Genomic DNA, 20,133 nt, shown 5'->3' on the forward strand with positions numbered 1-20,133 from the left:
AAGCCATGACCTCGATCTCCGCCATCACCCTGAACGCGCTCGGCAACGACCAGGCCCGCATCGAGCGTGTCGCCACCAACCTGGCCAACGTGCAGACGCCGGGCTACAAGCGCGAGCTGTGGGTCGAGCGCGCTGGCGCGCCGAGCGCCTTCGCGCAGGCCATGGCCGCGATGCAACAGGGCGCGGAAGGCGTTGACGCGCGCGGCGTGCCGCTGGCCGACATCACCCCCCTGCCCCAGGCCGCGCTCGGCCGCGACATGCATCCCGCCACCTTGCGCCCCACCGGCCGCACGCTCGACCTGGCCCTGGCCGGCTCGGGCCTGTTCGAAGTGGCCACCGAGCATGGCCCGGCCTATACCCGCCGCGGCGAATTCCAGGTCGACGCCCGCGGCCGCCTGGTCACGCCGCAAGGCCACGCGCTGCTCGGCCAGGGCGGCGAGATCAACGTGACGAGCGAGCACGTCGGCATCGACGCCGCCGGCCGCGTGCTGGACAACGACAAGCCGATCGCCCAACTGCGCGTCGTCGACGCCAAGGCCGAGCAACTGCGCGCATTGGGCGGCGGCCTGTACGCGGCCGATGGTGCGGTCCAGGAGCTGCCGGCGGCCCAGGTCGCCGTGCGCCAGGGCTTCTTGGAGAACGCCAACGTCGACAGCGCACACGAGATGGTGAGCCTCACGACCAGCGTGCGCCACTTCGAGGCCATGTTGCGCGTGGTGCAGGGCCGTGACGAGATGCTGGGCACCGCCATCCGCAAGCTGGGCGAAGTCTGACGCCTGCCGCTTTACTCAAGACTGACTGACCAAGGACTCCCTCAGATGTTCGACGCCCTGCAGATCGCCGCCACCGGCATGCATGCCCAGCAGCAGAACGTGGACGCGATCGCCAACAACCTGGCCAACGTCAACACCAACGGCTTCAAGAAGGCCCGCGTGAGCTTCACCGACCTGGTGTCGCGGCAGCAAGCCGATGCCGCCGCCAATGCCGCAGAGGCCGACGCCTCCCTGCCCACGCGTGGCACCGGCGTGTCCGTGGCGCACGTGGCGCGCTCCTTCGACGCCGGCGAGGCACGCAAGACCGATTCCGCCTACGACGTGACGATCGCCGGCGACGGCTTCCTCGAAGTGCTGATGCCCGACGGCAGCCGCGCCTACACGCGTGGCGGCACGCTGCGCGTCTCGCAGGATGGGCAACTGGCCGCGGCCAGCGGCCAGCCGCTGAAACCCGGCATCAACATCCCGGACGACGTGCAGGACCTGACCATCACGACCGACGGACGGGTGCAGATCAAGACCGCGCGTCATCCCACGGCCGTCGAGGTCGGCCAGCTGGAGCTGGTGCGCTTCATCGCGCCCTCGGGGCTGGAGCCCTTGGGCGAAGGCCTGTTCCGCGCCACCGAGGCCGCAGGCGAGCCGATCGCCGGGCGCGCCGGCCAGGACGGTTTGGGCAGCGTCCGCCAGGGCTATCTCGAAGGCTCGAACGTGAAGATGGTCGAGGAGATGGTCAACCTGATGGTGGCGCAGCGTGCCTACGAGGCGAGCGTCAAGGTGGTCCAGGCCTCCGACGAGATGCTGGGCATGGTCAACAACCTGCGCAAGTGAACGGGTCGAAGAGCGTGCCCTGCCCTGCCCTCGTTCCGCCGAGTCGCCAGATGGCCTCGGCCGCCTTGCTGGCGCTGCTCGCGCCTTTGGCAGGCGCGGCCGTGGCCGATCGCGCTACGGCCGGCGACGCCGCGCTCGGCCATGTGCCGGCGCTTGCCACCAGCGAGCGGTGGGTGGCGCCGGCCGAGCTGTTCGCGGCGGCCGAGCAGGCGCTCAAGCCCCTGCTCGAGGCCCGCGGCGCGCGGGTGGAGCTCACCATGCCCCGCGATGCCGTGCGGGGCGTGGTGGTCGACGCCGGCGCTGTCGAGCTGGCGGCACGCGCGCTGCCGGGCGACTTCGCCTGGTCATCGCGTATCGCGGTCTGGGTCGACATCCGGCAGGCGGGCGCGACGCGCCGTTCCGTGCTGGTGCCGGTGCAGGTGCAGGCCTGGCAAGCCGGGTGGAAGGCCGTCCGCGACCTGCCCGCTGGCACGCGACTGTCGCAGACCTTGCTCGAACGCGGCGAGGTGGACGTGGCGGCCGGTGGCCAGCCCGCGTGGCAGGGCGACCCCGAGGGCCAGTCGCTGCGTGCCCCGGTGATGGCCGGGCGATACCTCGGCGCATCGCAGGTCACGCCTGCGCATGCCGTGGCGCGCGGGGAGCGGGTCGAACTGGTGCACCGGATGGGTGTGGTGGAAGTCCTGGCCGCGGCCAGTGCGCTTCAGGACGGCGAGATCGGCCAGCACGTGCAAGTGCGCGTCGACGCGTCGCAAGGGCCTGTCATGGCGCGCGTGGTCGCGCCGGGACGGGTGGAGTTGCAGAGATGATGAACAACGAACAGCGGCGCGCCCTGCGATGGGTGGCGACGGCGGCACTGGCATGCAGCCTGGGCCTCCTCGCGGGGACGGCGAGTGCCCAGAGCCTGTACGACGAGACGACGTTTCGTCCGCTGACGGCGGACCACAAGGCGTTCCGGGTGGGCGACGTGCTGACGGTGCAGGTCGTCGAGAGCGCCACGGCGGCGGCGAACGCGGACACCGGCACGCAGCGGCGCAACAACCTCGGCGTCGACCTGTCGCTCGACTACCACCGCAGCCGGCACGCCAGCGCGAATGCCAGCGTGGGGGGCGACTTCGACGGCGGCGGCCGCACGGCGCGCGACGGCCGCCTGGTGGCGCAGCTCACCGTCTCCATCCGCGACGTGTTGCCCAACGGCGACCTGCTGGTGGCCGGCGAGCAGCAGCTGACCATCAATGACGAGCGCCAGCGCATCGCCGTGACCGGCCGCGTGCGGCCGCAGGACATCTCCGAGGCCAACGTGGTGCTGTCCACGCGCATCGCCGATGCCGACATCACCTACGTCGGCGAAGGCCACCTGGCCGATCGCCAGAAGCCGGCGTGGTGGCGCCAGGTGACCGACTGGCTGGGCTTCTGACCATGCGACTGACCTCGTTCAATGCACTCGTGCAGCGCCTGCTGCTGGCGGCCCTGCTGGGCGTGCTGCTGCCCGCCATGGCGGTGACGGCTCCGGCGACCGCAGCCGCCGACGGCACGGTGCGCGTCAAGGACCTGGGCCGGCTGCAAGGCTGGCGCGACAACGCGCTGGTCGGCTACGGCCTGGTCACCGGCCTGGCCGGCACCGGCGATTCGCCTTCGAACCGGGCCACGCGCCAGGCTCTGTCCAACCTGCTGTCGCAGTTCAACCAGGAGATCCCGCCCGACCAGGTGCAAAGCCGGAACGTGGCGGTGGTGATGGTGACCGCTTCGCTGTCGGTGCTGGCACGCGAGGGCGACACGCTGGACGTGACCGTGACCTCCAGCGGCGATGCCAGAAGCCTCGTCGGCGGCGCCCTGCTGATGACACCGCTGCGCGCTGCGAACGGCCGCACCTATGCATTGGCCCAGGGCCCCTTGTCGGTCGGCGGCTACCGCTACGACGCCAACGGCAACGTGGTGCAGAAGAACCACCCCACGGTCGGCTCCATCCCCGGCGGGGCGACGGTCGAGGTGGGCATGCCCCGCACGCCTGGCGAGACCCGCCAGGTCACCTTCGTGCTCGGCAACCCGGACTACACCACCGCCATGCGCGTGGCCGACGCCATCAACCAAGCCTTGGGCGCCGGGGTGGCGGAGCCGCGCGACGCCTCGGGCATCGAGATCCGCATCCCCGAGGACGACCGCTCGCGGCCGGTGGCCTTTCTCGCCCGCATCGAGAACGTCTGGGTCGAGCCGGACCGGCGGGCCAAGGTGGTGATCAACGAGCGCACCGGCACCGTCGTGGCCGGCGGCGACGTGCGCATCCAGCGCGTGGCGGTCTCGCATGGCGACCTGCGCGTGTCGATCGCGGCCGAGACCTCGGTCTCGCAGCCGGTGCTGATCGGCAGCAACGCCTCCGGTGCCCGCACGGCCCTGGTCACCAACAGCCAGATGGACGTGACCGAGAGCGGCGCCGGCTTCGTGGCCAGCGGCAACACGGTGGCCGACCTGGTGCAGGCGCTGGCCCGCATGCGCACCAACACGCGCGACATCATTTCCATCCTCCGCGCCGTCAAGGCCGCGGGCGCATTGCACGCCGAGCTGGTGGTGCAGTGACGGTGCCCTCTTCAGGACGACAAGCATGAACACGATCAACGGCATCGAGGCGCTCACCCTGCCCGCCCTCACCACCGCGCTGGACGCGGCCGCGATCCGCCAGCAGGTGATCGCCAACAACATCGCCAATGCCAACACGCCGGGCTTTCAGGCGCAGCGAGTGAGCTTCGAGGTGGCGCTGGACGCCGCCGCAGGCGACGGCGCGCCGGTCTCTGCGCGGCTCGAGCCGCAAGTCGGCCTGAGCGTCGACGGCGCGGTGCGCCTGGACAGCGAGGTCGCGGCCATGGCCCAGAACGGCGCGCACTACCAGGCGCTGCTCAAGGCGCTCAACCGCCACCTGTCGGTGCTGGCCAGCGCGGTCAGCGACGGCAAGCGCTGACCTTCAAGGACATTCCCATGGCAACTCCCAATCCTTTCGCGATCTCCGCGGTCGGCATGGACATCGAGCGCCTGCGCGCCGACGTCGCGGCCATGAACCTGGCCAACGCGAACGTGGCCGTCGGCGTCAACGGCGAGGGCTATCGCCCGATGCAGGTGGTCGCACGCGGTGCCGCCGGCGTCACGCCGTTCGGCACGCAGTTCGAGCAATGGATGCAGGCACCTTCCGTCAGCGTCGAGCCGACGCTCGCCACGACGCGCCAGGTGCTGGAGCCGGGCCACCCGCTGGCCGATGACAAGGGCTTCGTCCGCTACCCCGCTGTCGACCACACCTCCGAGATGCTCACGATGATGGGCGCGATGCGGGCCTACGAGGCCAACGTGGCGGCGATGAACATGACCCGCGCGATGGCGCTGAAGGCGCTGGAGATCGGAGGTGCGCAATGAGCTTTCCGGACTTCCTCGCGCCCGTCGCGGCGCTGCCCGCGGTCGAGGCCACCGGCCCCGCGGCCCTTCCGGCCGTCACGCAGGCTGCCCAGGGCGGTGGTTTCGGCCAATTGGTCACCCAGGGCCTGGAGCAGGTCAACGGCACGCTGCTCGACGCCCAGGTGGACATGCAGCGCCTGGCCGCGGGCGACGTCGGCAACCTGCACCAGGTGATGCTGCGCATGGAGGAGTCGCGCCTGTCGTTCCAGCTGATGCTGCAGGTGCGAAACCGGCTGCTCGAGTCCTACCAGGACGTGATGCGGATGCAGGTGTAGGCCTGGTTTCTTCGAGGGCAAGATCGCCAAGTGGTGGACGCCCGACGACGTCGTCTTCGTCGAGTCGATCCCACTCGGCGCGACCGGCAAGATGCTGAAGAACCGCCTGCGCGAGCAGTTCAGGGACCACCCCCTGCCCACCGCCCACTGAAAAGGCCCCCCGATGGACGCCCTCGCCCTGACCTCCTGGGCGCCGCGCGCCCGCACCCTGCTGCCCGGCCTGCTGGCCAGCGCGGTGGTCGCCTCGGCGGCCACCTTTCTTTCGCAGCACTACGGCGCGCCGGTGATGCTGTTCGCGCTGCTGCTCGGGCTGGCGATGAACTTCCTCTCGGGCGACCACGTCTGCGGCCCCGGCATCGAGTTCAGCGCCCGCGTCGTGCTCAGGCTCGGCGTGGCGCTGCTGGGCCTGCGCATCACCGCTTCGCAGGTGGCCGCGCTGGGCTGGCAGCCGGTGCTGGGCGTGGTGCTGCTGGTCGTGCTGACCATAGGCCTGTCGATGCTGGTCGCGCGGCTGATGGGCTTCCAGACCCTGTTCGGCCTGCTCACCGGCGGCGCCACGGCCATCTGCGGCGCCTCGGCGGCGCTGGCGCTTTCGGCCGCGATGCCGGCCCACGCCCAGAAGGAAAAGGCCACCCTTTTCACGGTGATCGGCGTCAGCGCGCTGTCGACGCTGGCGATGATCGTCTACCCCATGGTCGCCCGCTGGGCCGGGCTGGACGACCGGCTGGCCGGGATGTTCCTCGGCGGCACGATCCACGACGTGGCACAGGTCGTCGGCGCGGGCTACGGGATTTCGCACGAGGCCGGCGACGTGGCCACGCTTGTCAAGCTCATGCGGGTGGCGATGCTGCTGCCGGTGATCATCTTCGCCTCGGCGCTGACGCGCGCGCGCGAGCGCAGCACGGGCGAGTCGGCGGGCCCTCGGCCGCCGCTGCTGCCGGGCTTCGCGCTCGGCTTCGCGCTGCTGGTGCTCGTCAACAGCACCGGCTGGGTGCCGGCGGCCGTGCAGCAGGCGGGCAGCGATGCGTCGCGCTGGTGCCTGGTGGCCTCCATCGCCGCCATCGGCATGAAGACCCAGCTGAAGGAGCTGGCCACGGTGGGCCTGAAGCCCATCGTGCTGATGGTCGGCGAGACGGTGTTCCTGGCCGCGCTGGTGCTGGCGGCGCTGCGCTGGGTGAACTGAAAGCGGGGACGGGCGCACATCCGGCGTCGGGGTTCACCCTGGCTGTCGTCAAACGGCAAGCGCGCGTCGCCGAATGGGCATCGCCCGCCGGGGTGGATTCGAACAATGGCCACACCTACCCATCCCCCCGGAGACAAGCCGAATGAACCGTCACTTCCTCGCCTGCGCCGCGCTGTTCGCCCTCGCCGGAGCTTCCCATGCCCAGTCGGGCGTCAACATCTACGGCGTGTTGGATACCAACCTCGGCTGGGGCAGCGGCTCGGTCAGTGACAACAAGCAGGTAGGCACCGGCGGCCTGATGGGCAGCCGCCTCGGCTTCCGGGGCACCGAAGACCTCGGCGACGGCCTGAAGGCCAACTTCGTCATCGAGCACGGCCTGAACAGCGACACCGGCATGCAAGCCTCGCCCGCGCCGGGCCTGTTCTGGAACCGCCTGGCCTACGTGGGCCTGGGCAGTCGCTTCGGCGACGTGAACCTCGGCCGCCAGTACACCCCCACCTTCCTGGTCCACGCCACCTACGATGCCTTCGGCCCGCAGGGCGTCGCCGCGCAGCAGGTGCTCCTGGGCTCGATGGAGTTCGCCCAGCCGGCCAGCATCCGCGCCGCCAACTCCGTCAGCTACCTCACGCCCAACACCCTCGGCGGCTTCGCGCTGACGGCGATGGTCAGTGCCAACGAGGGCTCGCCCACCGGGGGCAAGTACACCGGCCTGAGCCTGACGTGGCAGGGCGGCAGCCTGTCGACGACCGCGGCCTTCGCGCGCTACTACAACCCGGCGCTCGACGACCTCGACGCGTTCACCCTCGGCGCGCGCTACAGTTTCGGCGCCTTCACGCTGTATGGCCTGTATGACCGTGCCAACAGCGGCAACGGGCCGGACAGCCATGGCGTGCAGGTGAGCGGCACGTACACCGTCGGCGTGCTCGACCTGAAGGCCTCGATTGCCCGCTCGGTGCTGAAGTCGCCCGGCGGCGTCGAGATCGGCAGCACGCAGCGCGCCGGCGTGGGCTTCGTCTACAACCTTTCGAAGCGCACGGCGCTGTACGGACAGTACGCCCACCTCGCGAACAGCCACGGCGCCGCCGCGGCAGTCAACGGCGCGGTGACGGGCCCGAACGAAGGCGCCAACGGCGTCGACCTCGGCATCCGCCACGCCTTCTGACCCACCGACACCAAGAGGCACGACGATGCACCTGCATGCCATCGACGACCGCGCCCCCGCCCACCACGGATGGCTGGTGCGCCCCGGCCATGCGTGGTTCGCCTTCGCGATGACCTTCGGCCTGATGCTGTTCGACTACATCGACCGGCAAGTCATCGTCTCGCTGTTCCCCTACCTGAAGGCCGACTGGGGCCTGAGCGACAAGCAGCTCGGAGGCCTGGTCTCGATCATCTCGATCGTGGTCGCCCTCGGTGCCATCCCTGTCGCGCTGCTGGCCGATCGCTTCAGCCGCGTGCGCAGCATCGTGCTGATGGCCACGCTATGGAGCGTGGCCACCATCTCGTGCATGTTCTGCAGCGGCTATGGCCAGCTGTTCGCCGCGCGGGCCGCGGTTGGCGCCGGCGAGACGGGCTACGGCTCGGTCGGCGCGGCCCTGATCGCCAGCCTCTTCCCGGCGCGCCTGCGCTCGGCCCTGCTCGGGGCCTTCTTCGCCGCCGCCTCGCTCGGCTCGGTGCTGGGGGTGCTGCTGGGCGGCCTGATCGCTGCACGCTGGGGTTGGAAGGCCGCCTTCGGTGTCGTCGGCTTGCCCGGCCTCGTGCTGGCTCTGGCGTACGTCCTGGTGCGCGATTACCGCACCGTGCCGCTGACGGCGAAGCTGGAGCGCGCCACTTCGTCAGCGGGCAGCGTGGTTCGCCACATTGCCCAGGCGATGCTGCGCTCGCGGACCCTGCTGTGGGCCTGCCTCGGCGCGGCCATGCAGCTGATCGTCGTGTCGGCCGTCTGGTCCTGGCTGCCGAGCTTCCTCAACCGCGTGCATGGCATGGCGCCCGACCAGGCCGGCAAGCATGCCGCGCTGGTCGTTCTCGCCGGCGCGCTCGGCAGCTTCGTCTGGGGCCTGGTGGTCGACCGGCTGGCGCAGCGCCGCCTGCGCAACAAGCTGCTGGCCGTCGCGCTGCTGTGCCTCGTGTCGCTGGCCCTGCTGGCCTATGCCTTCGGCGCCGCGCCGGCCGAACACCAGCTGGCCTGGATCGTCATCGGAGGCTTCGTGATGACCTGCAGCGTGGGCCCGATCGCTTCGGTGGTGATCGATGTCGTGCACCCGGCCGTTCGCTCGACCGGTGCCGCGGTGCTGTCGCTGTTCCAGAACCTGCTCGGCCTGGCGCTGGGCCCCTTCGTGGCCGGCGTGCTGTCCGACCAGTGGGGCCTGCCGACCGCGCTGAGCGTGATCCCCGCCTTCAGCGCCATCGCCGCGCTGCTGTTCGTCAGGGCCGCGGCGAGCTACGAAGCCGAAGTGTCCGCCCTGGCCAGCATCCGCCTGGCCGCCGAAGGCGACGACGCGCCCTCCCTGCCCGGCACGCCGGCCACCGCCTGACCCCGTTCCCCCACTTTCCCCTGGAGATTCCCATGACCAAGGCCATTCGCTTCCACCAGACCGGCGGCCCCGAAGTGCTCAGGCTCGAGAACGTCGAGGTCGGCGAGCCCGGCCCTGGCCAGGTGCGCGTGCGCCACACCGGCATCGCGGTCAACTTCATCGACATCTACTTCCGCATCGGCCGCTACCCCACTCCCTCGCTGCCAAGCGGACTCGGCTCGGACGCGGTGGGCGTGGTCGAGGCCGTCGGCGAAGGCGTGGCCTACCTGGCGCCGGGCGACCGCGTGGGCTACATGCTCGGCCCCTTGGGGGCCTACTCGGAGGCGCGCGTGATGCCGGCCGAGGTGCTGATCAAGCTGCCCGACGGCATCTCCGACCGCACGGCGGCGACGATCATCATGAAGGGGCTCACGGCGCAGTACCTCTTTCGCCAGGTCTTCCCGCTCAAGGCCGGCGACACGATCCTTTACCACGCCGCGGCCGGCGGTGTCGGCCTGATCGCCTGCCAGTGGGCCAAGGCGCTGGGCGTGACGATGATCGGCACCGTGGGCTCGGACGAGAAGGCGGCCGTGGCCAAGGCCCACGGCTGCACCCACGTCATCAACTACAACAGGGAGAACTTCGTCGAACGCGTCAAGGAGATCACCGACGGCAAGGGCGTGCCGGTGGTCTTCGACTCGGTCGGCAAGGACACCTTCATGGGCTCGCTCGACTGCCTGCAGAAGAAGGGCACCCTCGTCAGCAACGGCACGACCTCGGGGCCGGTGGTGATGGACGTGACGCTGCTCGCGATGAAGGGCTCGCTCTGGGTCACGCGGCCGGCGATGGTCGACTACGCCCTGCCGCGCCCGAACCTGCTGAAGATGGCCGACGAGCTGTTCGACCTGGTGCTGCAGGGCCACATCAGGAGCGAGCCGCAGCAGGTGCTGCCGCTGGCCGAAGCCGCCGAGGCCCATCGCCTGCTCGAATCGCGCCAGACCATTGGCGCGACGATCCTGGTGCCCTGACGAGGGCCGACACGATGAAGCTCTACGTCTCCCCCGGCGCCTGCTGCCTGGGCGCCGAGGTGATCGTGCACGCGCTCGAGCTGCCGGTCGAGATCGTCAGCGTGCCGCTGCGCCAGCCCGATTCGCCGATCCATCAGGTCAACCCGCTGGGCCGGGTGCCGGCGCTGTGGCTGTCCGGCGAATGCGTGGTGACCGAGAACTCGGCCATCCTGCCCTACCTCGCCGACCAGCGCCCCGGCACGCCCCTGTTCGCGCCGGCCGGCAGCGCCGAGCGCGCGCGCATCCAGGCCTGGATCGGCTACATCAATTCGGAGGTGCACGCGGCGGCCTTCCGGCCGATCAACCGCCCCGAGCGCTACTCGAGCGATCCGGCGATGCACGCAGCCATCCGAGCCCGGGGCCGCGAGCAGCTCTTCACCGCACTGCGCCATCTCGACCGCCGGCTGCTGCGCGAGCAGTGGCTCGAAGGCGGCCGCTTCACCATCGCGGATGCCTACCTCGGCGTCTTCGCGCGCTGGATCGTGCCGCTCGGCGCGCCCTTCGACGAACTCGAGGGCCTCGTTCGCTTCCGCTCGGCCTTCCATGCACAGCCGGCAGTGCAAGCCGCGCTGGCGAATGAAACCGCCCTGGCCGCCTGATCGCCTCAGCCGGACCGGGCCGCCCGGCTTTGCGACGGGCTGCAGCCGAACTGGCCCTGGTACCAGCGCGAGAAGCCGCTGGGCGCGGAGAAGCCCAGCAACGCCGCGACGTCGATCAATGCGCGGTCGCTCTGCGTGACGTAGCGCGTGGCCAGCTCGGTGCGGATCTGGTTCACCAGCTCGGAGAAGCTCAGGCCCTGTTCGGCCAGCCGGCGCTGCACCGTGCGCGAGACCAGCCCCAGGTGCTCTGACACCAGGTCGATGCTGCAACGGCCCGAGGGCAGCAGCAGCAGCACGGTGCGGCGCACGTCTTCCAGCACGCTGCGCGATTCGTCCACCGGCACCGCCTCGTCGAGCAGGCGCTGGGCGTAGCGCGCCATCAGCGGGTCGGCACTCGGGTTCTTCGCGTCGAGGTCGGATCTCGAACAGACGATGCCGTTGAAGTCGTGGCCGAATTCGACGCAGGGTCCGAACACGCGCAGGTGCGTGTGGATGTCCTTCGGCGCGGAGTGGGTGAAGCAGACTCGGCGCGGGCGCCACTCCTGCCCCAGCACGCGCCGCATCAAGCGCAGCAGCACGCCTATGGCCATCTCGATCGCCTGCCGCACCGGCACCCCGGGGGCGACGACGATCTCCTCCCGCACCACCACCACGCCGGCTGATTCCTCGAGCATCAGCGACAACGAGCCGTTCAGCGCCGCGTGGTAGCGGATCAGCACCGCGATCGAATCGCGCAACGTCGGCTGGTCCCGGATCAGCAGGCCCACCGGGCCGAGGTTGGACAACTGCCGCGTCTCGGCCATCCGCAAGCCGAAGCTCTCGATGCCGGACAGGCGGGCCGATTGATCGAGCAGTTGCGCCACCCTTTCGGCCGGAAGCTTCAGGTCGGGGTCGGCCAGCATGCCCGGCGACAGGCCGGCGTCCATCAGCAGGCGGTTCGGGTCCAGCCCGGCGCTGAGCGCCACCTCGGCGTAGTTCGTCAGGCTCGCGGCCCGCACCAGGTTCTGCATGTCGCGCAATGGTAAGTTGGCGTCCTGGCGCGTCAAGCCGGGTCAACACGGCTTCCTCACACTGGACCCTGCCAACGAGCGACAGGAGACCTGGCCATGAGCAACACCCCCGCGGCGACCGCCCCCGCCATCGTGCGCGCCGGCGCGCTGAAGGATTCGATCCGCGTCGAGCCGCTGACCTGCACCATCGGCGCCGAGCTTTCGAACATCGACCTCGGCATCGTCGCGGAAGACGACGCGCTGCTGGGCGAAGTGCGCGCGCTGCTGCTGAAGCACAGGGTGCTGTTCTTGCGCGACCAGACCTTCACGCGGGCCCAGCACGTGGCCTTCGCGCGCCGCTTCGGCGAGCTGGAGGAGCATCCCGTGGCCGGCAGCGACCCCGAGCATCCCGGCCTGGTGCGGATCTACAAGTCGCCCGAGTCGCCCAACGACCGCTACGAGAACGCCTGGCACACCGACGCGACCTGGCGCGAGAAGCCGCCGTTCGGCTGCGTGCTGCGCTGCGTGGAGTGTCCGCCGGTCGGCGGCGACACGATGTGGGCCAACATGGTCGAGGCCTATGCCCGCCTGCCCGACGACGTGAAGCACAAGATCGACGGCCTGCGCGCGCGCCACAGCATCGAGGCCAGCTTCGGCGCCGCGATGCCGATCGAAAGGCGCCTGGCGCTGAAGGCCCAGTTCCCCGACGCGGAGCATCCTGTCGTGCGCACCCACCCCGAGACCGGCGAGAAGGTGCTCTTCGTCAACGCCTTCGCCACTCACCTGACGAACTACCACACGCCGGCCAACGTCCGCTTCGGCCAGGACGCCAACCCCGGCGCCGGCCAACTCCTGGCCTACCTGATCAGCCAGGCCTATGTCCCCGAGTTCCAGGTCCGCTGGCGCTGGAAGCCCAACAGCGTCGCGTTCTGGGACAACCGCTCGACACAGCACTATGCGGTGATGGACTACCCGCCTTGCCATCGCAAGATGGAGCGTGCGGCGATCATGGGCGACCGGCCGTTCTGACACCGGGCGCGCAGTCTCGTTGTTGCTGGCCGCCGCGTGCCTCAACCGGGCCCGGGCGCCGCCGTCAAGCCATCACAGGTCGCCCGGTACGACTCTTCGGGGTGGAAGCGCTGCCAGTCTTCCTCGGACATCCCGTGGCGCATGCGCCGGCACGCCTGTGCCAGCAGGTCGACCGGGGTCAACGGCCAGACGCGGACCGCGCCTTCTTCGTCCAGCACCGCGACCCGTGTTCCGCCGGCCGCGAAGACGATGGCCCGCGCCGGCGCCTGCAGCTCCAGGCGCGCTTGTTCCTGCCGCGTCGAGACTTCCCACACGCGCAGCGTTCGGTCAGGGCCTGTCGTCGCCAGCCATTGCCCGTCTGCGCTGAAACTGCACAGCGGTGGGTGGGCGGCCTCGTCGACCACCGCCACGTCGGCGCCGGTGCGTGTGTCACGAACGACCAGGCTGTCGGCGAGCGCCATGGCAGCCAGCCGGCCGTCAGGCGAAACCCCGCACGGCGTCGCGGCGAAGCCACTGCGCTCGCGGCCCAACGGGCTGGAGGCGGGCGCGATGGAGTCCGGCATCGGCCAGCTGCGCAGCGTGTGCACGGCCCCGATGCGCCGATTCCCTTCGAAGTGGAACAGCGTGACGGGCCCGCCGCCGTCGCCGACGGCCAGGTGAGCGACGTCCGAGGCGGTTCGTTCTGCGGCCGGGACCAGGGCTCCCGAGGCCACCGACCAGGTCGTCAACCGGCCCTGATCGTCGATCGAGACCAGCGTCTCGCCCTTCGGGCTCAGTGCCAGGTCGTGCACCGGGCGCGGGAGTTTCACGAGAAGACGCTCGCCGCCGTTCGCGGTATCGACGACGCGCAGGCGATCGTGCTGAACGAGCGCGAGCCAACGCCCATCCGCGCTGAACGCGGCCCGCTCAGGAGGCTCCCCGAGCAGCCGCGTCGACGGCGCATCCGCGCTGCCGACCGTCCAGCGCGTGAGCGTCGCGCCACGCAGCGCCAGCAGCGAGCTTCCGCCGGCATCCAATGCAATGGCCATGCTCTCTCGACCGGCATCGAACTCGACCAGCGCACTGCCCTGCGGCTGCACGCGCCACAGGTCCACCGCGTCGGGCTGCTCGACGGCGACCAGCTTGCCATCCGGGCTGAACACGGCGAGACCTTCGGCCTGCCGCAGCAACCGCCCCAGCGGCAGGCCGGTGTCGGCCCGGAGCAACTGCGCCAGCGTGACCCCCGCGTCGGGCTCGATCCAGTACCGGCCCCCCGGGCCCACCGAATTCGGCGCGTTGCGGGTGAAGACCTTTGGCGCGCCGGCATCGGCGAGTGAGACGACGGCGACGCGCTCCGGCTGCTCGCCGTGGGGCACGAGCAGATACTGCGAGTCGACGCTGAATGTGGGCTTGCTCGCCCCCGGCAGGTCGACCCTGCGAGAGGGTCGGGCGTCGCCGCTGCGGGCAGCCTCGATGGTCCACACTCCGATGCCGCCGTCGTCGAGCAACCCGGCCAACCAGCGGCCATCGGCGCTGAATGCCGGGCCGTACAGGAACGGGAGCGCCGGCCGCGATTGCAGATCGCCTGGCCGGATGAGCCGGGTCCTGCTGATGCCGCGCCGGTCGTCGGCCACGGCCACCGCCACGGTCCCGTCAGGCGCGACGGCCACCCCGATGGCGGCGGCTTCCAGGTCGACCTGCCACGACGGCGTCTCGTTGCCGACAGCACGAACCGCAAGAACATGTCGGCCACTGCCATCGTCCAGCACGGCGGCGGCCCAGCGGCCGTCGGGCGACAGCGTGGGATCCGGGTACGCGTGCCTTCCGGCCGTCAGCACGCGCGTGCCGCCGCCAGCGTCCGTCCACCGTGCCACGATCCAGGGATCGTTGGCGACCCACGCCAGTTGCCCGTCGTTGCGGACGACGAGCGCCGCCAAGCGTGTCGCCACGGGCAGCGGAATGCTGCGGACCGGCTCGAGCGACTGCTGCAGCGCTCGGCGCAGCGCCAGGTCGGCATCGAATGATCGCTGGCCGAGTGCCACCAGGCGCCGGATCGCTTCTGCGGCGAGTTGCAGGCTGCGCTCGGCCGGTGCCACGTTCGCACCGTCGGGCGGCTGCTGCTCTCGCACTCTCTCCGACGCCGCCGCCAGGCGCCGCACGGTGGCCATCGCTTCCTGGCGCTGGGACTCCCGATGCGCCAGGATCGCCACGCTGCCGACCACGGCGATGGCCGCGAGCGCCACGCCGCCGACCGACATCCACAGCGTGCGCTGCCGCGTCGCGTGACGGCGGCTGGCCATGATCAGCTCCGCCTGCTCCGCGGTCGGCGATGGCGTCTTCGTCGGGCCAACGGCCAGCCATTGCTCCGCCGATCGAAGGTCGCGGCCGCGAAGCAGCAGGCTGGCATCCCCGGGCGACGCCTGCCACTCGCGGGCCCGCACGAGCAGCCGGGTGTGCGCGTGCACCCAATCCAGGTCGGTGTCCGCGGCCTCGAGCAGGCGGGCCACGCCTGCGTCGAACTCGTCGCCCTCTCGAAGAAAGATCCAGTTCAGCCGCGCCAGCTCGGCCGGTACCGGCGTGTCGCCGGCGTCGCGGATGACGACCGGCAACACGCGCTTGCGTTGCGCATGGGCATGGGCCAGCTCGCGGGCACAGACCACGGAAGCCAGCGACGACGGGCTCATCACGAACACCACGGCATCGGCGGCATCGATGGCGGTCTCGATCTCGCGCATCCAGTCGGCGCTGGGCGGGATGCCCTCCCAGTCGACCCAGGTTTCCCGGCCATGCGCCTGCAGCCCCGCGTGCAGGCGGCGAACGATCGGCGTGTCGGCGCGCGAGTAGGAAACGAACAGGCTCATCGGGGGGCCGTGACGGGCGGCGCAACAGCCAGGGTCGCCAGCGTACCAGCGCATCGCCGAGGCTCGCGACCGCGCCGGGTCGCCTTTCAGGGAGGGACGTGGCTATACTGTGATTATGTCCAGCCATCGCAGCTCCGGCGAGCCCCTCCGAGTCGGGCGTCCGCCGGGCGAGCAGGCGCCTGCACCTCGTGCGAACGTCGCAATCGGCTTCGGTTCACCCTCGCAGGAAACGGGCGTCACGCGGCTGGACCTCAACGACCTGCTCGTCAGGCACGCGCAGGCCACCTACCTGATGCGCATCGCTGGCGAAGCCATGCGCGAGGCCGGCATCGATTCCGGCGACATCGTCCTCGTCGACCGCGCCATCCCGCCAGCGCATGGCCACATCGTGATCGCCGTCATCGACGACGAGTTCGTCTGCAGGCGCTTCGTCAGGCGGGGGCACGGCGTGACTCTGCAGGCCGCCTCGCCAGGCCATCCCGACATCGTCCCCCGTGATGGCCAGGAGTTTCAGATCTGGGGCGTCGTGACCAACGCCATCAAGCCGATGCCGGTCTGAGCCTGGCCATGTACGCACTCGTCGACGTCAACAACATGTACGTGAGCTGCGAGCGGGCGTTTCGCCCCTCGCTGGTCGGCCGGCCGGTCGTGGTGCTGTCCAACAACGATGGGTGTGCCATCGCGCGTTCGAACGAGGCCAAGGACCTGGGCATCAGGATGGCCCAGCCGTGGTTTCAGATCCGGCACCTGCGGCGCGAGGCCGGGCTGATCGCGTTGTCGGCCAACTTCGAGCTGTACGGCGACATGTCCAGCCGCATGATGACGATCGCCGGCGAGTACGCGCCGCGGCAGGAGATCTACTCGATCGACGAGTGCTTTCTCGACTTCGAAGGGGTTCGAGACGACCTCGCCGGCATCGGCCGCGAGTTGCGCGCCAAGGTGCTGCGCTGGACGGGACTCCCAACCAGTGTCGGTTTCGGGCCCACCAAGACACTGGCGAAGCTGGCCAATCACGTGGCCAAGACGGCGGACCGAAAGCCTGGGAGCTACCCCTCCGCGTGGGCACAGGTCTGCAACCTGGCGGACCTGAACGCCGATGAACTGCAGCACCTGATGCGAAGCACCGATGCGGGCGACGTCTGGGGCGTCGGCCGAAAGACGTGTGCGCGACTGGCAGAGCAAGGGATTCGCACGGTTCACGATCTCGCCCATGCCAACCCTGCGACCTTGCGCGGCCAGTTCAGCGTGGTGATGGAGAAGACCCTGCGCGAGCTGCACGGCACCCCTTGTCTTGATGTCGAGGATGCACCCGCCGCCAATCAGCAAATCATGTGCTCGCGTTCCTTCGGCTCGCCGGTCACCGAGGTGGCGGCCTTGGAAGAGCTCGTGAGCCAATTCGCATCCCGAGTGGCCGAGAAGGCCCGCCAGCAGCGCAGTGTCGCCGGCGCGGTGCACGTGTTCGTTTCCACCAGTCCGTTTCGCAAGCAGGATCTTCAGCACAGTCCCAGCGGCACCCTGCCCTTGAGCCGCCCCACGGCGGACACGCGGGTGCTGGTGGGTACGGCGGTGCAGCTCGTGCGCGGCATGGCACGGCCTGGCTTCCACTACGTCAAGGCCGGAGTCATGCTGGTGGACCTCCAGCCGGATCACCAGGTCCAGGCCGAGCTCGACCTCTTTGCAGGCGTCGAAGAACCCGTTGCGGCCAGGCGCGACCGCACACAGCTGATGGGCACGCTCGACGCGGTCAACCAGCGCTTCGGCAAGGGGGCCATCTCGGTGGCCAGCGCGGCGCGACTGGAAGCCCACTCAGGCTCGGTGGCGGCCGCCAGGCAGGAATGGCGCTCCCCTCGCTATACCACCCGTCTGGACGAAATACCTAACGCGCGGGCTTGACGCCTTCTCTGAATTGCCAATGACTGATAACCGCCCATCCTGGGTGCCGGATTCGTTCCTGGCGCTGTTTGTAGAACCAGGGCGGTCCAAGCCCAACGCGTCGACAGACGTGATCCAGCAGCGGTACGCGTTCTGCGAAGACCTGGCCACCTTGCTGACAGACACGGCGCGATCGCGGCTCTGGGAGCTCCGCATCACGGAGGCTGACGTGCTCGATCGTATCCATGCCGGGCTCACCGCAGGCCAGATCGATATCACGACGGAAGAAGCGCTTTGGGTCCGGCACCGGCTGGCCGAGTTGCTCGGTTGGCGTGAGTGAGCGTGCTTGACGCATCAAGGCTGCGCAAGCAGGAACCGCCGCTTCTGTCGGCGCTTCGATCATCCCGCTGGCCGACATCACCAGTCCGCCTGCAACGCCAGTGTCCTTCCATGGGCCCCGCCCCGTAGAGCGAGGCGTAGACAGTGGTCGTCGCTTCACCAAGGCCAGGCCGCCCGCCCGATTTGCCCTGGGCGCGTCAAGCGCTCGCCCTGAGCCTCACCAACGCAGGGACGGCGTCAGCACCGGCGCGTCCCACAAGGCCTTCAGCTCGTCGTCCAGCGCCGTGAGGGTCAGCGACGCACCCGCCATCTCCAGCGAGGTGGTGTGGTTGCCGACGAGGGTGCGCGCCACCACGAGGCCTTCATCGGTCAGGCGCCGCCGGGCCAGGTGGTTGAGCAGGTAGAGCTCCATCAGCGGTGTGCCGCCCAGGCCGTTCACATGCAGCAGCACCTCGCGGCCCCGGGCGAGCTGCAGGTCTTTCAGGATGGGCGCGAGCAGCAGGTCGACGATCTCCCGCGCCGGCGCGAGCGGCAGCCTCTGCCGGCCGGGTTCGCCGTGGATGCCTACGCCCAGCTCCATCTCCTGCTCGCCGATCTCGAACGTGGCCACGCCCGATTCCGGAACGATGCAGCTGGTGAACGCCACGCCCATCGACGCCGTGGCGCCGTTGACGCGATCGCCCAGCGCCTTGCATTCGTAGAGCTCGGCGCCGGCCTCGGCCGCCGCACCGACCATCTTCTCGACCACCAGCGTGCCGGCCACGCCGCGTCGCCCCGTGGAGTGCGGCGAGTGCTCGATCGCCACGTCGTCGTCGACCACCACCATCAGGTGATCCAGGTCGTCCAGCATGTCGCTGGCCATCTGGAAGTTCAACCGGTCGCCGGCGTAGTTCTTGACGATGAACAGCACGCCGTGGCCGGCGTTCACCGCATGCGCGGCGGCCATCCACTGGTCAGGCGTCGGCGAGGTGAAGACCTGACCCGGACAAGCGGCGTCGAGCATGCCGGCGCCCACGTAGCCGACGTGCAACGGCTCGTGCCCCGAGCCACCGCCCGAAACGAGCGCGACGCGGTCCTGCTTGTGCACGCGGCGGTGCACGAAGGCCGGCTCGGCGTTGAGCTGCACGATGGCCTCGTGCGCCAGCGCGAGGCCTTGCAGGCTGTCGGGGATCAGGTCGTCGACCTGGCTGAGGAACTTCTTCATCGCTACGGGATGGTGGCGTGCGGGCGGGTGGCTGTCATGCGAGGTTCTCCGCGGTCAGGATCTCTACGCGCGGGCTGCTGACCGCCAGCGCCCCGCGCACACCCTCGCACAGTGCGCGCAGCACCCGCGCCGCGGTCGACACGGCGTACTGCACGTCCTGGTGCAGCACGAAGCCCAGGGCGCCGGACAGCAGCATCGCGCGGTGGACGTCGAGCAGGTCGTGGGCGATCAGGCCGACCTCGCCCGCATGGCCCAAGCCCTCTAGCGCGCGGTGCACGCCGTGGCTGCCGGGCCCGACGTTGTAGACGCCCACCAGCCGCTCGCCGCCCAGCGCGGCCGGCGCCAGGGCCTGCTGCACGCGCAGGCACGCCTCGTCGTCGGTCTCGGGCATGTCGTCCACCCGCAGCAGCCTGGCGCCCGGGAAGCGTTCTTGCAGCACCTGGGCGAAACCGATGCCGCGGTCGATCTCGGCGGCGTAACGCGTGGCCGGTGCCAGCAGCGCGCAGGTGCCCGTGCCGCCCGGGGCCTCGCGGCCCAGCAGGAGGCCGGCCGTGCGGCCGGCGGCGCGGTTGTCGGCGCCAATGAAGGTCTCGCGCATCGAACCGGGCACGTCGGAAAACAGCGTGACCACGTGCGTGCCGCCGCGCACCAGTTCGTTGACCGCCAGCTTGACCGCCGGAGTGTCCGGCGCGAGCAGCGCGATGCCATCCATCTCCGCCAGCTGCGCCAGTTCGTCGGCGAACGCGGCCGGCTCTCGCACCGGCAGGCGGCGCGTGACCTCGGTGATGTGCTGGTGACGGAACTCGCCCGCGGACTGCGCGACGACGCGGTCCACGAGATCGAAGAAGCCGCGCCGCGCCGCCGGCAGGACGAACGCGAAGCGAAACGAGGTGGTCGAGCGAGGCCGGCCGCGCACGGGCGCGCCGGCTCCCAGCTCCGCCATGGCTTGGCGCACCCGCTGGACGGTGGCCGGGTTGACGCCCGGCCGGTTGTTCAGCACCCGGTCGACCGTGGCGGTGCTGACGCCGGCGACTTCGGCGATCTGGGTGATGGTGACAGGGGTGGCCAACAAGCGCCTCAGAAAAATCAATCAAGCCATCTTCGCAGATGGCGTGGAAAGGGTCCATCCGGCATGGTCCCGATGGCGCCCGCCCTCAGCCGGGCCGACGGGGCCCGGATGCATGCCA

The 20,133-nt window shown here is 70.3% G+C and carries 21 protein-coding genes; 17 read left to right on the top strand and 4 right to left on the bottom strand.

The genetic code is table 11. The features are described 5' to 3' along the window. The first annotated feature begins 5 nt into the window (after positions 1 to 5). The 13 genes from ACS5PM_RS20110 (at position 6) to ACS5PM_RS20170 (ending at position 10,673) form a co-directional block, all read left to right on the top strand. On the top strand, positions 6 to 773 hold the full coding sequence (locus tag ACS5PM_RS20110; protein WP_439389464.1) for a flagellar hook-basal body protein: 768 nt from the start codon (positions 6 to 8) through the stop codon (positions 771 to 773). A gap of 45 nt (positions 774 to 818) precedes the next feature. Beyond that, positions 819 to 1,601 carry a flagellar basal-body rod protein FlgG gene (gene flgG / locus ACS5PM_RS20115; protein WP_439389465.1) on the top strand — a complete coding sequence of 261 codons (783 nt, stop codon included), beginning with the start codon at positions 819 to 821 and terminating at the stop codon, positions 1,599 to 1,601. A 50-nt stretch (positions 1,602 to 1,651) separates the two neighbouring features. Continuing rightward, positions 1,652 to 2,407: a flagellar basal body P-ring formation chaperone FlgA gene (flgA, locus tag ACS5PM_RS20120; protein ID WP_439389466.1), complete on the top strand. Its 756-nt coding sequence runs from the start codon at positions 1,652 to 1,654 to the stop codon at positions 2,405 to 2,407. Then, positions 2,404 to 3,015: a flagellar basal body L-ring protein FlgH gene (locus ACS5PM_RS20125; RefSeq protein ID WP_439389467.1), complete on the top strand. Its 612-nt coding sequence runs from the start codon at positions 2,404 to 2,406 to the stop codon at positions 3,013 to 3,015. The genes flgA and ACS5PM_RS20125 overlap by 4 nt, the downstream gene beginning before the upstream one ends. A gap of 2 nt (positions 3,016 to 3,017) precedes the next feature. Next, on the top strand, positions 3,018 to 4,172 hold the full coding sequence (locus tag ACS5PM_RS20130; RefSeq protein ID WP_439389468.1) for a flagellar basal body P-ring protein FlgI: 1,155 nt from the start codon (positions 3,018 to 3,020) through the stop codon (positions 4,170 to 4,172). Between the two features lie 25 nt (positions 4,173 to 4,197). Next, positions 4,198 to 4,551, top strand: coding sequence for a flagellar basal body rod protein FlgB (locus tag ACS5PM_RS20135; protein ID WP_439389469.1), 354 nt, complete (start codon positions 4,198 to 4,200; stop codon positions 4,549 to 4,551). 17 nt (positions 4,552 to 4,568) lie between these two features. After that, positions 4,569 to 4,997: a flagellar basal body rod protein FlgC gene (locus tag ACS5PM_RS20140; protein WP_439389470.1), complete on the top strand. Its 429-nt coding sequence runs from the start codon at positions 4,569 to 4,571 to the stop codon at positions 4,995 to 4,997. Further along, a complete protein-coding gene (gene fliE, locus ACS5PM_RS20145) occupies positions 4,994 to 5,311 on the top strand; it encodes a flagellar hook-basal body complex protein FliE (RefSeq protein ID WP_439389471.1) in 318 nt (105 codons plus the stop codon). The genes ACS5PM_RS20140 and fliE overlap by 4 nt, the downstream gene beginning before the upstream one ends. A 163-nt stretch (positions 5,312 to 5,474) precedes the next feature. Then, positions 5,475 to 6,494, top strand: a complete 1,020-nt coding sequence (locus ACS5PM_RS20150; protein ID WP_439389472.1) for a YeiH family protein — start codon at positions 5,475 to 5,477, stop codon at positions 6,492 to 6,494. 142 nt (positions 6,495 to 6,636) lie between these two features. Beyond that, complete coding sequence (locus ACS5PM_RS20155; protein WP_439389473.1) at positions 6,637 to 7,656, top strand: porin; 1,020 nt, start codon at positions 6,637 to 6,639, stop codon at positions 7,654 to 7,656. A 25-nt stretch (positions 7,657 to 7,681) separates the two neighbouring features. Next, positions 7,682 to 9,028: an MFS transporter gene (locus ACS5PM_RS20160; protein ID WP_439389474.1), complete on the top strand. Its 1,347-nt coding sequence runs from the start codon at positions 7,682 to 7,684 to the stop codon at positions 9,026 to 9,028. Positions 9,029 to 9,060: 32 nt separating this feature from the next. After that, positions 9,061 to 10,035: a quinone oxidoreductase family protein gene (locus ACS5PM_RS20165; protein ID WP_439389475.1), complete on the top strand. Its 975-nt coding sequence runs from the start codon at positions 9,061 to 9,063 to the stop codon at positions 10,033 to 10,035. Positions 10,036 to 10,049: 14 nt separating this feature from the next. Then, positions 10,050 to 10,673 carry a glutathione S-transferase C-terminal domain-containing protein gene (locus ACS5PM_RS20170; RefSeq protein ID WP_439389476.1) on the top strand — a complete coding sequence of 208 codons (624 nt, stop codon included), beginning with the start codon at positions 10,050 to 10,052 and terminating at the stop codon, positions 10,671 to 10,673. A 5-nt stretch (positions 10,674 to 10,678) separates the two neighbouring features. Here ACS5PM_RS20170 and ACS5PM_RS20175 read toward each other — a convergent pair whose 3' ends face one another. Then, on the bottom strand, positions 10,679 to 11,683 hold the full coding sequence (locus ACS5PM_RS20175; RefSeq protein ID WP_439389477.1) for an AraC family transcriptional regulator: 1,005 nt from the start codon (positions 11,681 to 11,683) through the stop codon (positions 10,679 to 10,681). 159 nt (positions 11,684 to 11,842) lie between these two features. Between ACS5PM_RS20175 and ACS5PM_RS20180 the strand changes: the two genes are divergently transcribed. Then, entirely contained in the window at positions 11,843 to 12,691 is an 849-nt protein-coding gene (locus tag ACS5PM_RS20180; RefSeq protein ID WP_439389743.1) for a TauD/TfdA dioxygenase family protein, read from the top strand. Between the two features lie 41 nt (positions 12,692 to 12,732). Here ACS5PM_RS20180 and ACS5PM_RS20185 read toward each other — a convergent pair whose 3' ends face one another. Next, positions 12,733 to 15,531, bottom strand: a complete 2,799-nt coding sequence (locus ACS5PM_RS20185) for a TIR domain-containing protein (protein WP_439389478.1) — start codon at positions 15,529 to 15,531, stop codon at positions 12,733 to 12,735. Positions 15,532 to 15,646: 115 nt separating this feature from the next. Between ACS5PM_RS20185 and ACS5PM_RS20190 the strand changes: the two genes are divergently transcribed. Genes ACS5PM_RS20190 through ACS5PM_RS20200 form a run of 3 tightly spaced genes read left to right on the top strand, consistent with a single transcriptional unit; the run spans position 15,647 to position 17,743 of the window. Continuing rightward, positions 15,647 to 16,090, top strand: a complete 444-nt coding sequence (locus tag ACS5PM_RS20190) for a LexA family protein (protein ID WP_439389479.1) — start codon at positions 15,647 to 15,649, stop codon at positions 16,088 to 16,090. Between the two features lie 8 nt (positions 16,091 to 16,098). Beyond that, positions 16,099 to 17,424 (top strand): Y-family DNA polymerase, encoded by a 1,326-nt coding sequence (locus ACS5PM_RS20195; protein WP_439389480.1) that lies wholly within the window; start codon positions 16,099 to 16,101, stop codon positions 17,422 to 17,424. Positions 17,425 to 17,443: 19 nt separating this feature from the next. Continuing rightward, entirely contained in the window at positions 17,444 to 17,743 is a 300-nt protein-coding gene (locus tag ACS5PM_RS20200) for an ATPase with chaperone activity (protein ID WP_439389481.1), read from the top strand. Positions 17,744 to 17,959: 216 nt separating this feature from the next. On the opposite strand, the gene dhaK is transcribed toward ACS5PM_RS20200, so the two are convergent. Beyond that, positions 17,960 to 18,946, bottom strand: coding sequence for a dihydroxyacetone kinase subunit DhaK (gene dhaK, locus ACS5PM_RS20205; RefSeq protein WP_439389482.1), 987 nt, complete (start codon positions 18,944 to 18,946; stop codon positions 17,960 to 17,962). Between the two features lie 34 nt (positions 18,947 to 18,980). Further along, on the bottom strand, positions 18,981 to 20,015 hold the full coding sequence (locus ACS5PM_RS20210; protein WP_439389483.1) for a LacI family DNA-binding transcriptional regulator: 1,035 nt from the start codon (positions 20,013 to 20,015) through the stop codon (positions 18,981 to 18,983). Positions 20,016 to 20,133: the final 118 nt, after the last annotated feature.

This window comes from Ideonella flava, from assembly GCF_051857595.1.
Taxonomy (GTDB): domain Bacteria; phylum Pseudomonadota; class Gammaproteobacteria; order Burkholderiales; family Burkholderiaceae_C; genus Ideonella.

What these genes read in the sequence shown, in the direction of transcription:
- ACS5PM_RS20110 (WP_439389464.1), top strand. Translation starts at nt 6, where the DNA reads ATGACCTCGATCTCCGCCATCACCCTGAACGCGCTCGGCAACGACCAG.
- flgG (WP_439389465.1), top strand. Translation starts at nt 819, where the DNA reads ATGTTCGACGCCCTGCAGATCGCCGCCACCGGCATGCATGCCCAGCAG.
- flgA (WP_439389466.1), top strand. Translation starts at nt 1,652, where the DNA reads ATGGCCTCGGCCGCCTTGCTGGCGCTGCTCGCGCCTTTGGCAGGCGCG.
- ACS5PM_RS20125 (WP_439389467.1), top strand. Translation starts at nt 2,404, where the DNA reads ATGATGAACAACGAACAGCGGCGCGCCCTGCGATGGGTGGCGACGGCG.
- ACS5PM_RS20130 (WP_439389468.1), top strand. Translation starts at nt 3,018, where the DNA reads ATGCGACTGACCTCGTTCAATGCACTCGTGCAGCGCCTGCTGCTGGCG.
- ACS5PM_RS20135 (WP_439389469.1), top strand. Translation starts at nt 4,198, where the DNA reads ATGAACACGATCAACGGCATCGAGGCGCTCACCCTGCCCGCCCTCACC.
- ACS5PM_RS20140 (WP_439389470.1), top strand. Translation starts at nt 4,569, where the DNA reads ATGGCAACTCCCAATCCTTTCGCGATCTCCGCGGTCGGCATGGACATC.
- fliE (WP_439389471.1), top strand. Translation starts at nt 4,994, where the DNA reads ATGAGCTTTCCGGACTTCCTCGCGCCCGTCGCGGCGCTGCCCGCGGTC.
- ACS5PM_RS20150 (WP_439389472.1), top strand. Translation starts at nt 5,475, where the DNA reads ATGGACGCCCTCGCCCTGACCTCCTGGGCGCCGCGCGCCCGCACCCTG.
- ACS5PM_RS20155 (WP_439389473.1), top strand. Translation starts at nt 6,637, where the DNA reads ATGAACCGTCACTTCCTCGCCTGCGCCGCGCTGTTCGCCCTCGCCGGA.
- ACS5PM_RS20160 (WP_439389474.1), top strand. Translation starts at nt 7,682, where the DNA reads ATGCACCTGCATGCCATCGACGACCGCGCCCCCGCCCACCACGGATGG.
- ACS5PM_RS20165 (WP_439389475.1), top strand. Translation starts at nt 9,061, where the DNA reads ATGACCAAGGCCATTCGCTTCCACCAGACCGGCGGCCCCGAAGTGCTC.
- ACS5PM_RS20170 (WP_439389476.1), top strand. Translation starts at nt 10,050, where the DNA reads ATGAAGCTCTACGTCTCCCCCGGCGCCTGCTGCCTGGGCGCCGAGGTG.
- ACS5PM_RS20175 (WP_439389477.1), bottom strand. Translation starts at nt 11,683, where the DNA reads ATGCAGAACCTGGTGCGGGCCGCGAGCCTGACGAACTACGCCGAGGTG.
- ACS5PM_RS20185 (WP_439389478.1), bottom strand. Translation starts at nt 15,531, where the DNA reads ATGAGCCTGTTCGTTTCCTACTCGCGCGCCGACACGCCGATCGTTCGC.
- ACS5PM_RS20190 (WP_439389479.1), top strand. Translation starts at nt 15,647, where the DNA reads ATGTCCAGCCATCGCAGCTCCGGCGAGCCCCTCCGAGTCGGGCGTCCG.
- ACS5PM_RS20195 (WP_439389480.1), top strand. Translation starts at nt 16,099, where the DNA reads ATGTACGCACTCGTCGACGTCAACAACATGTACGTGAGCTGCGAGCGG.
- ACS5PM_RS20200 (WP_439389481.1), top strand. Translation starts at nt 17,444, where the DNA reads ATGACTGATAACCGCCCATCCTGGGTGCCGGATTCGTTCCTGGCGCTG.
- dhaK (WP_439389482.1), bottom strand. Translation starts at nt 18,946, where the DNA reads ATGAAGAAGTTCCTCAGCCAGGTCGACGACCTGATCCCCGACAGCCTG.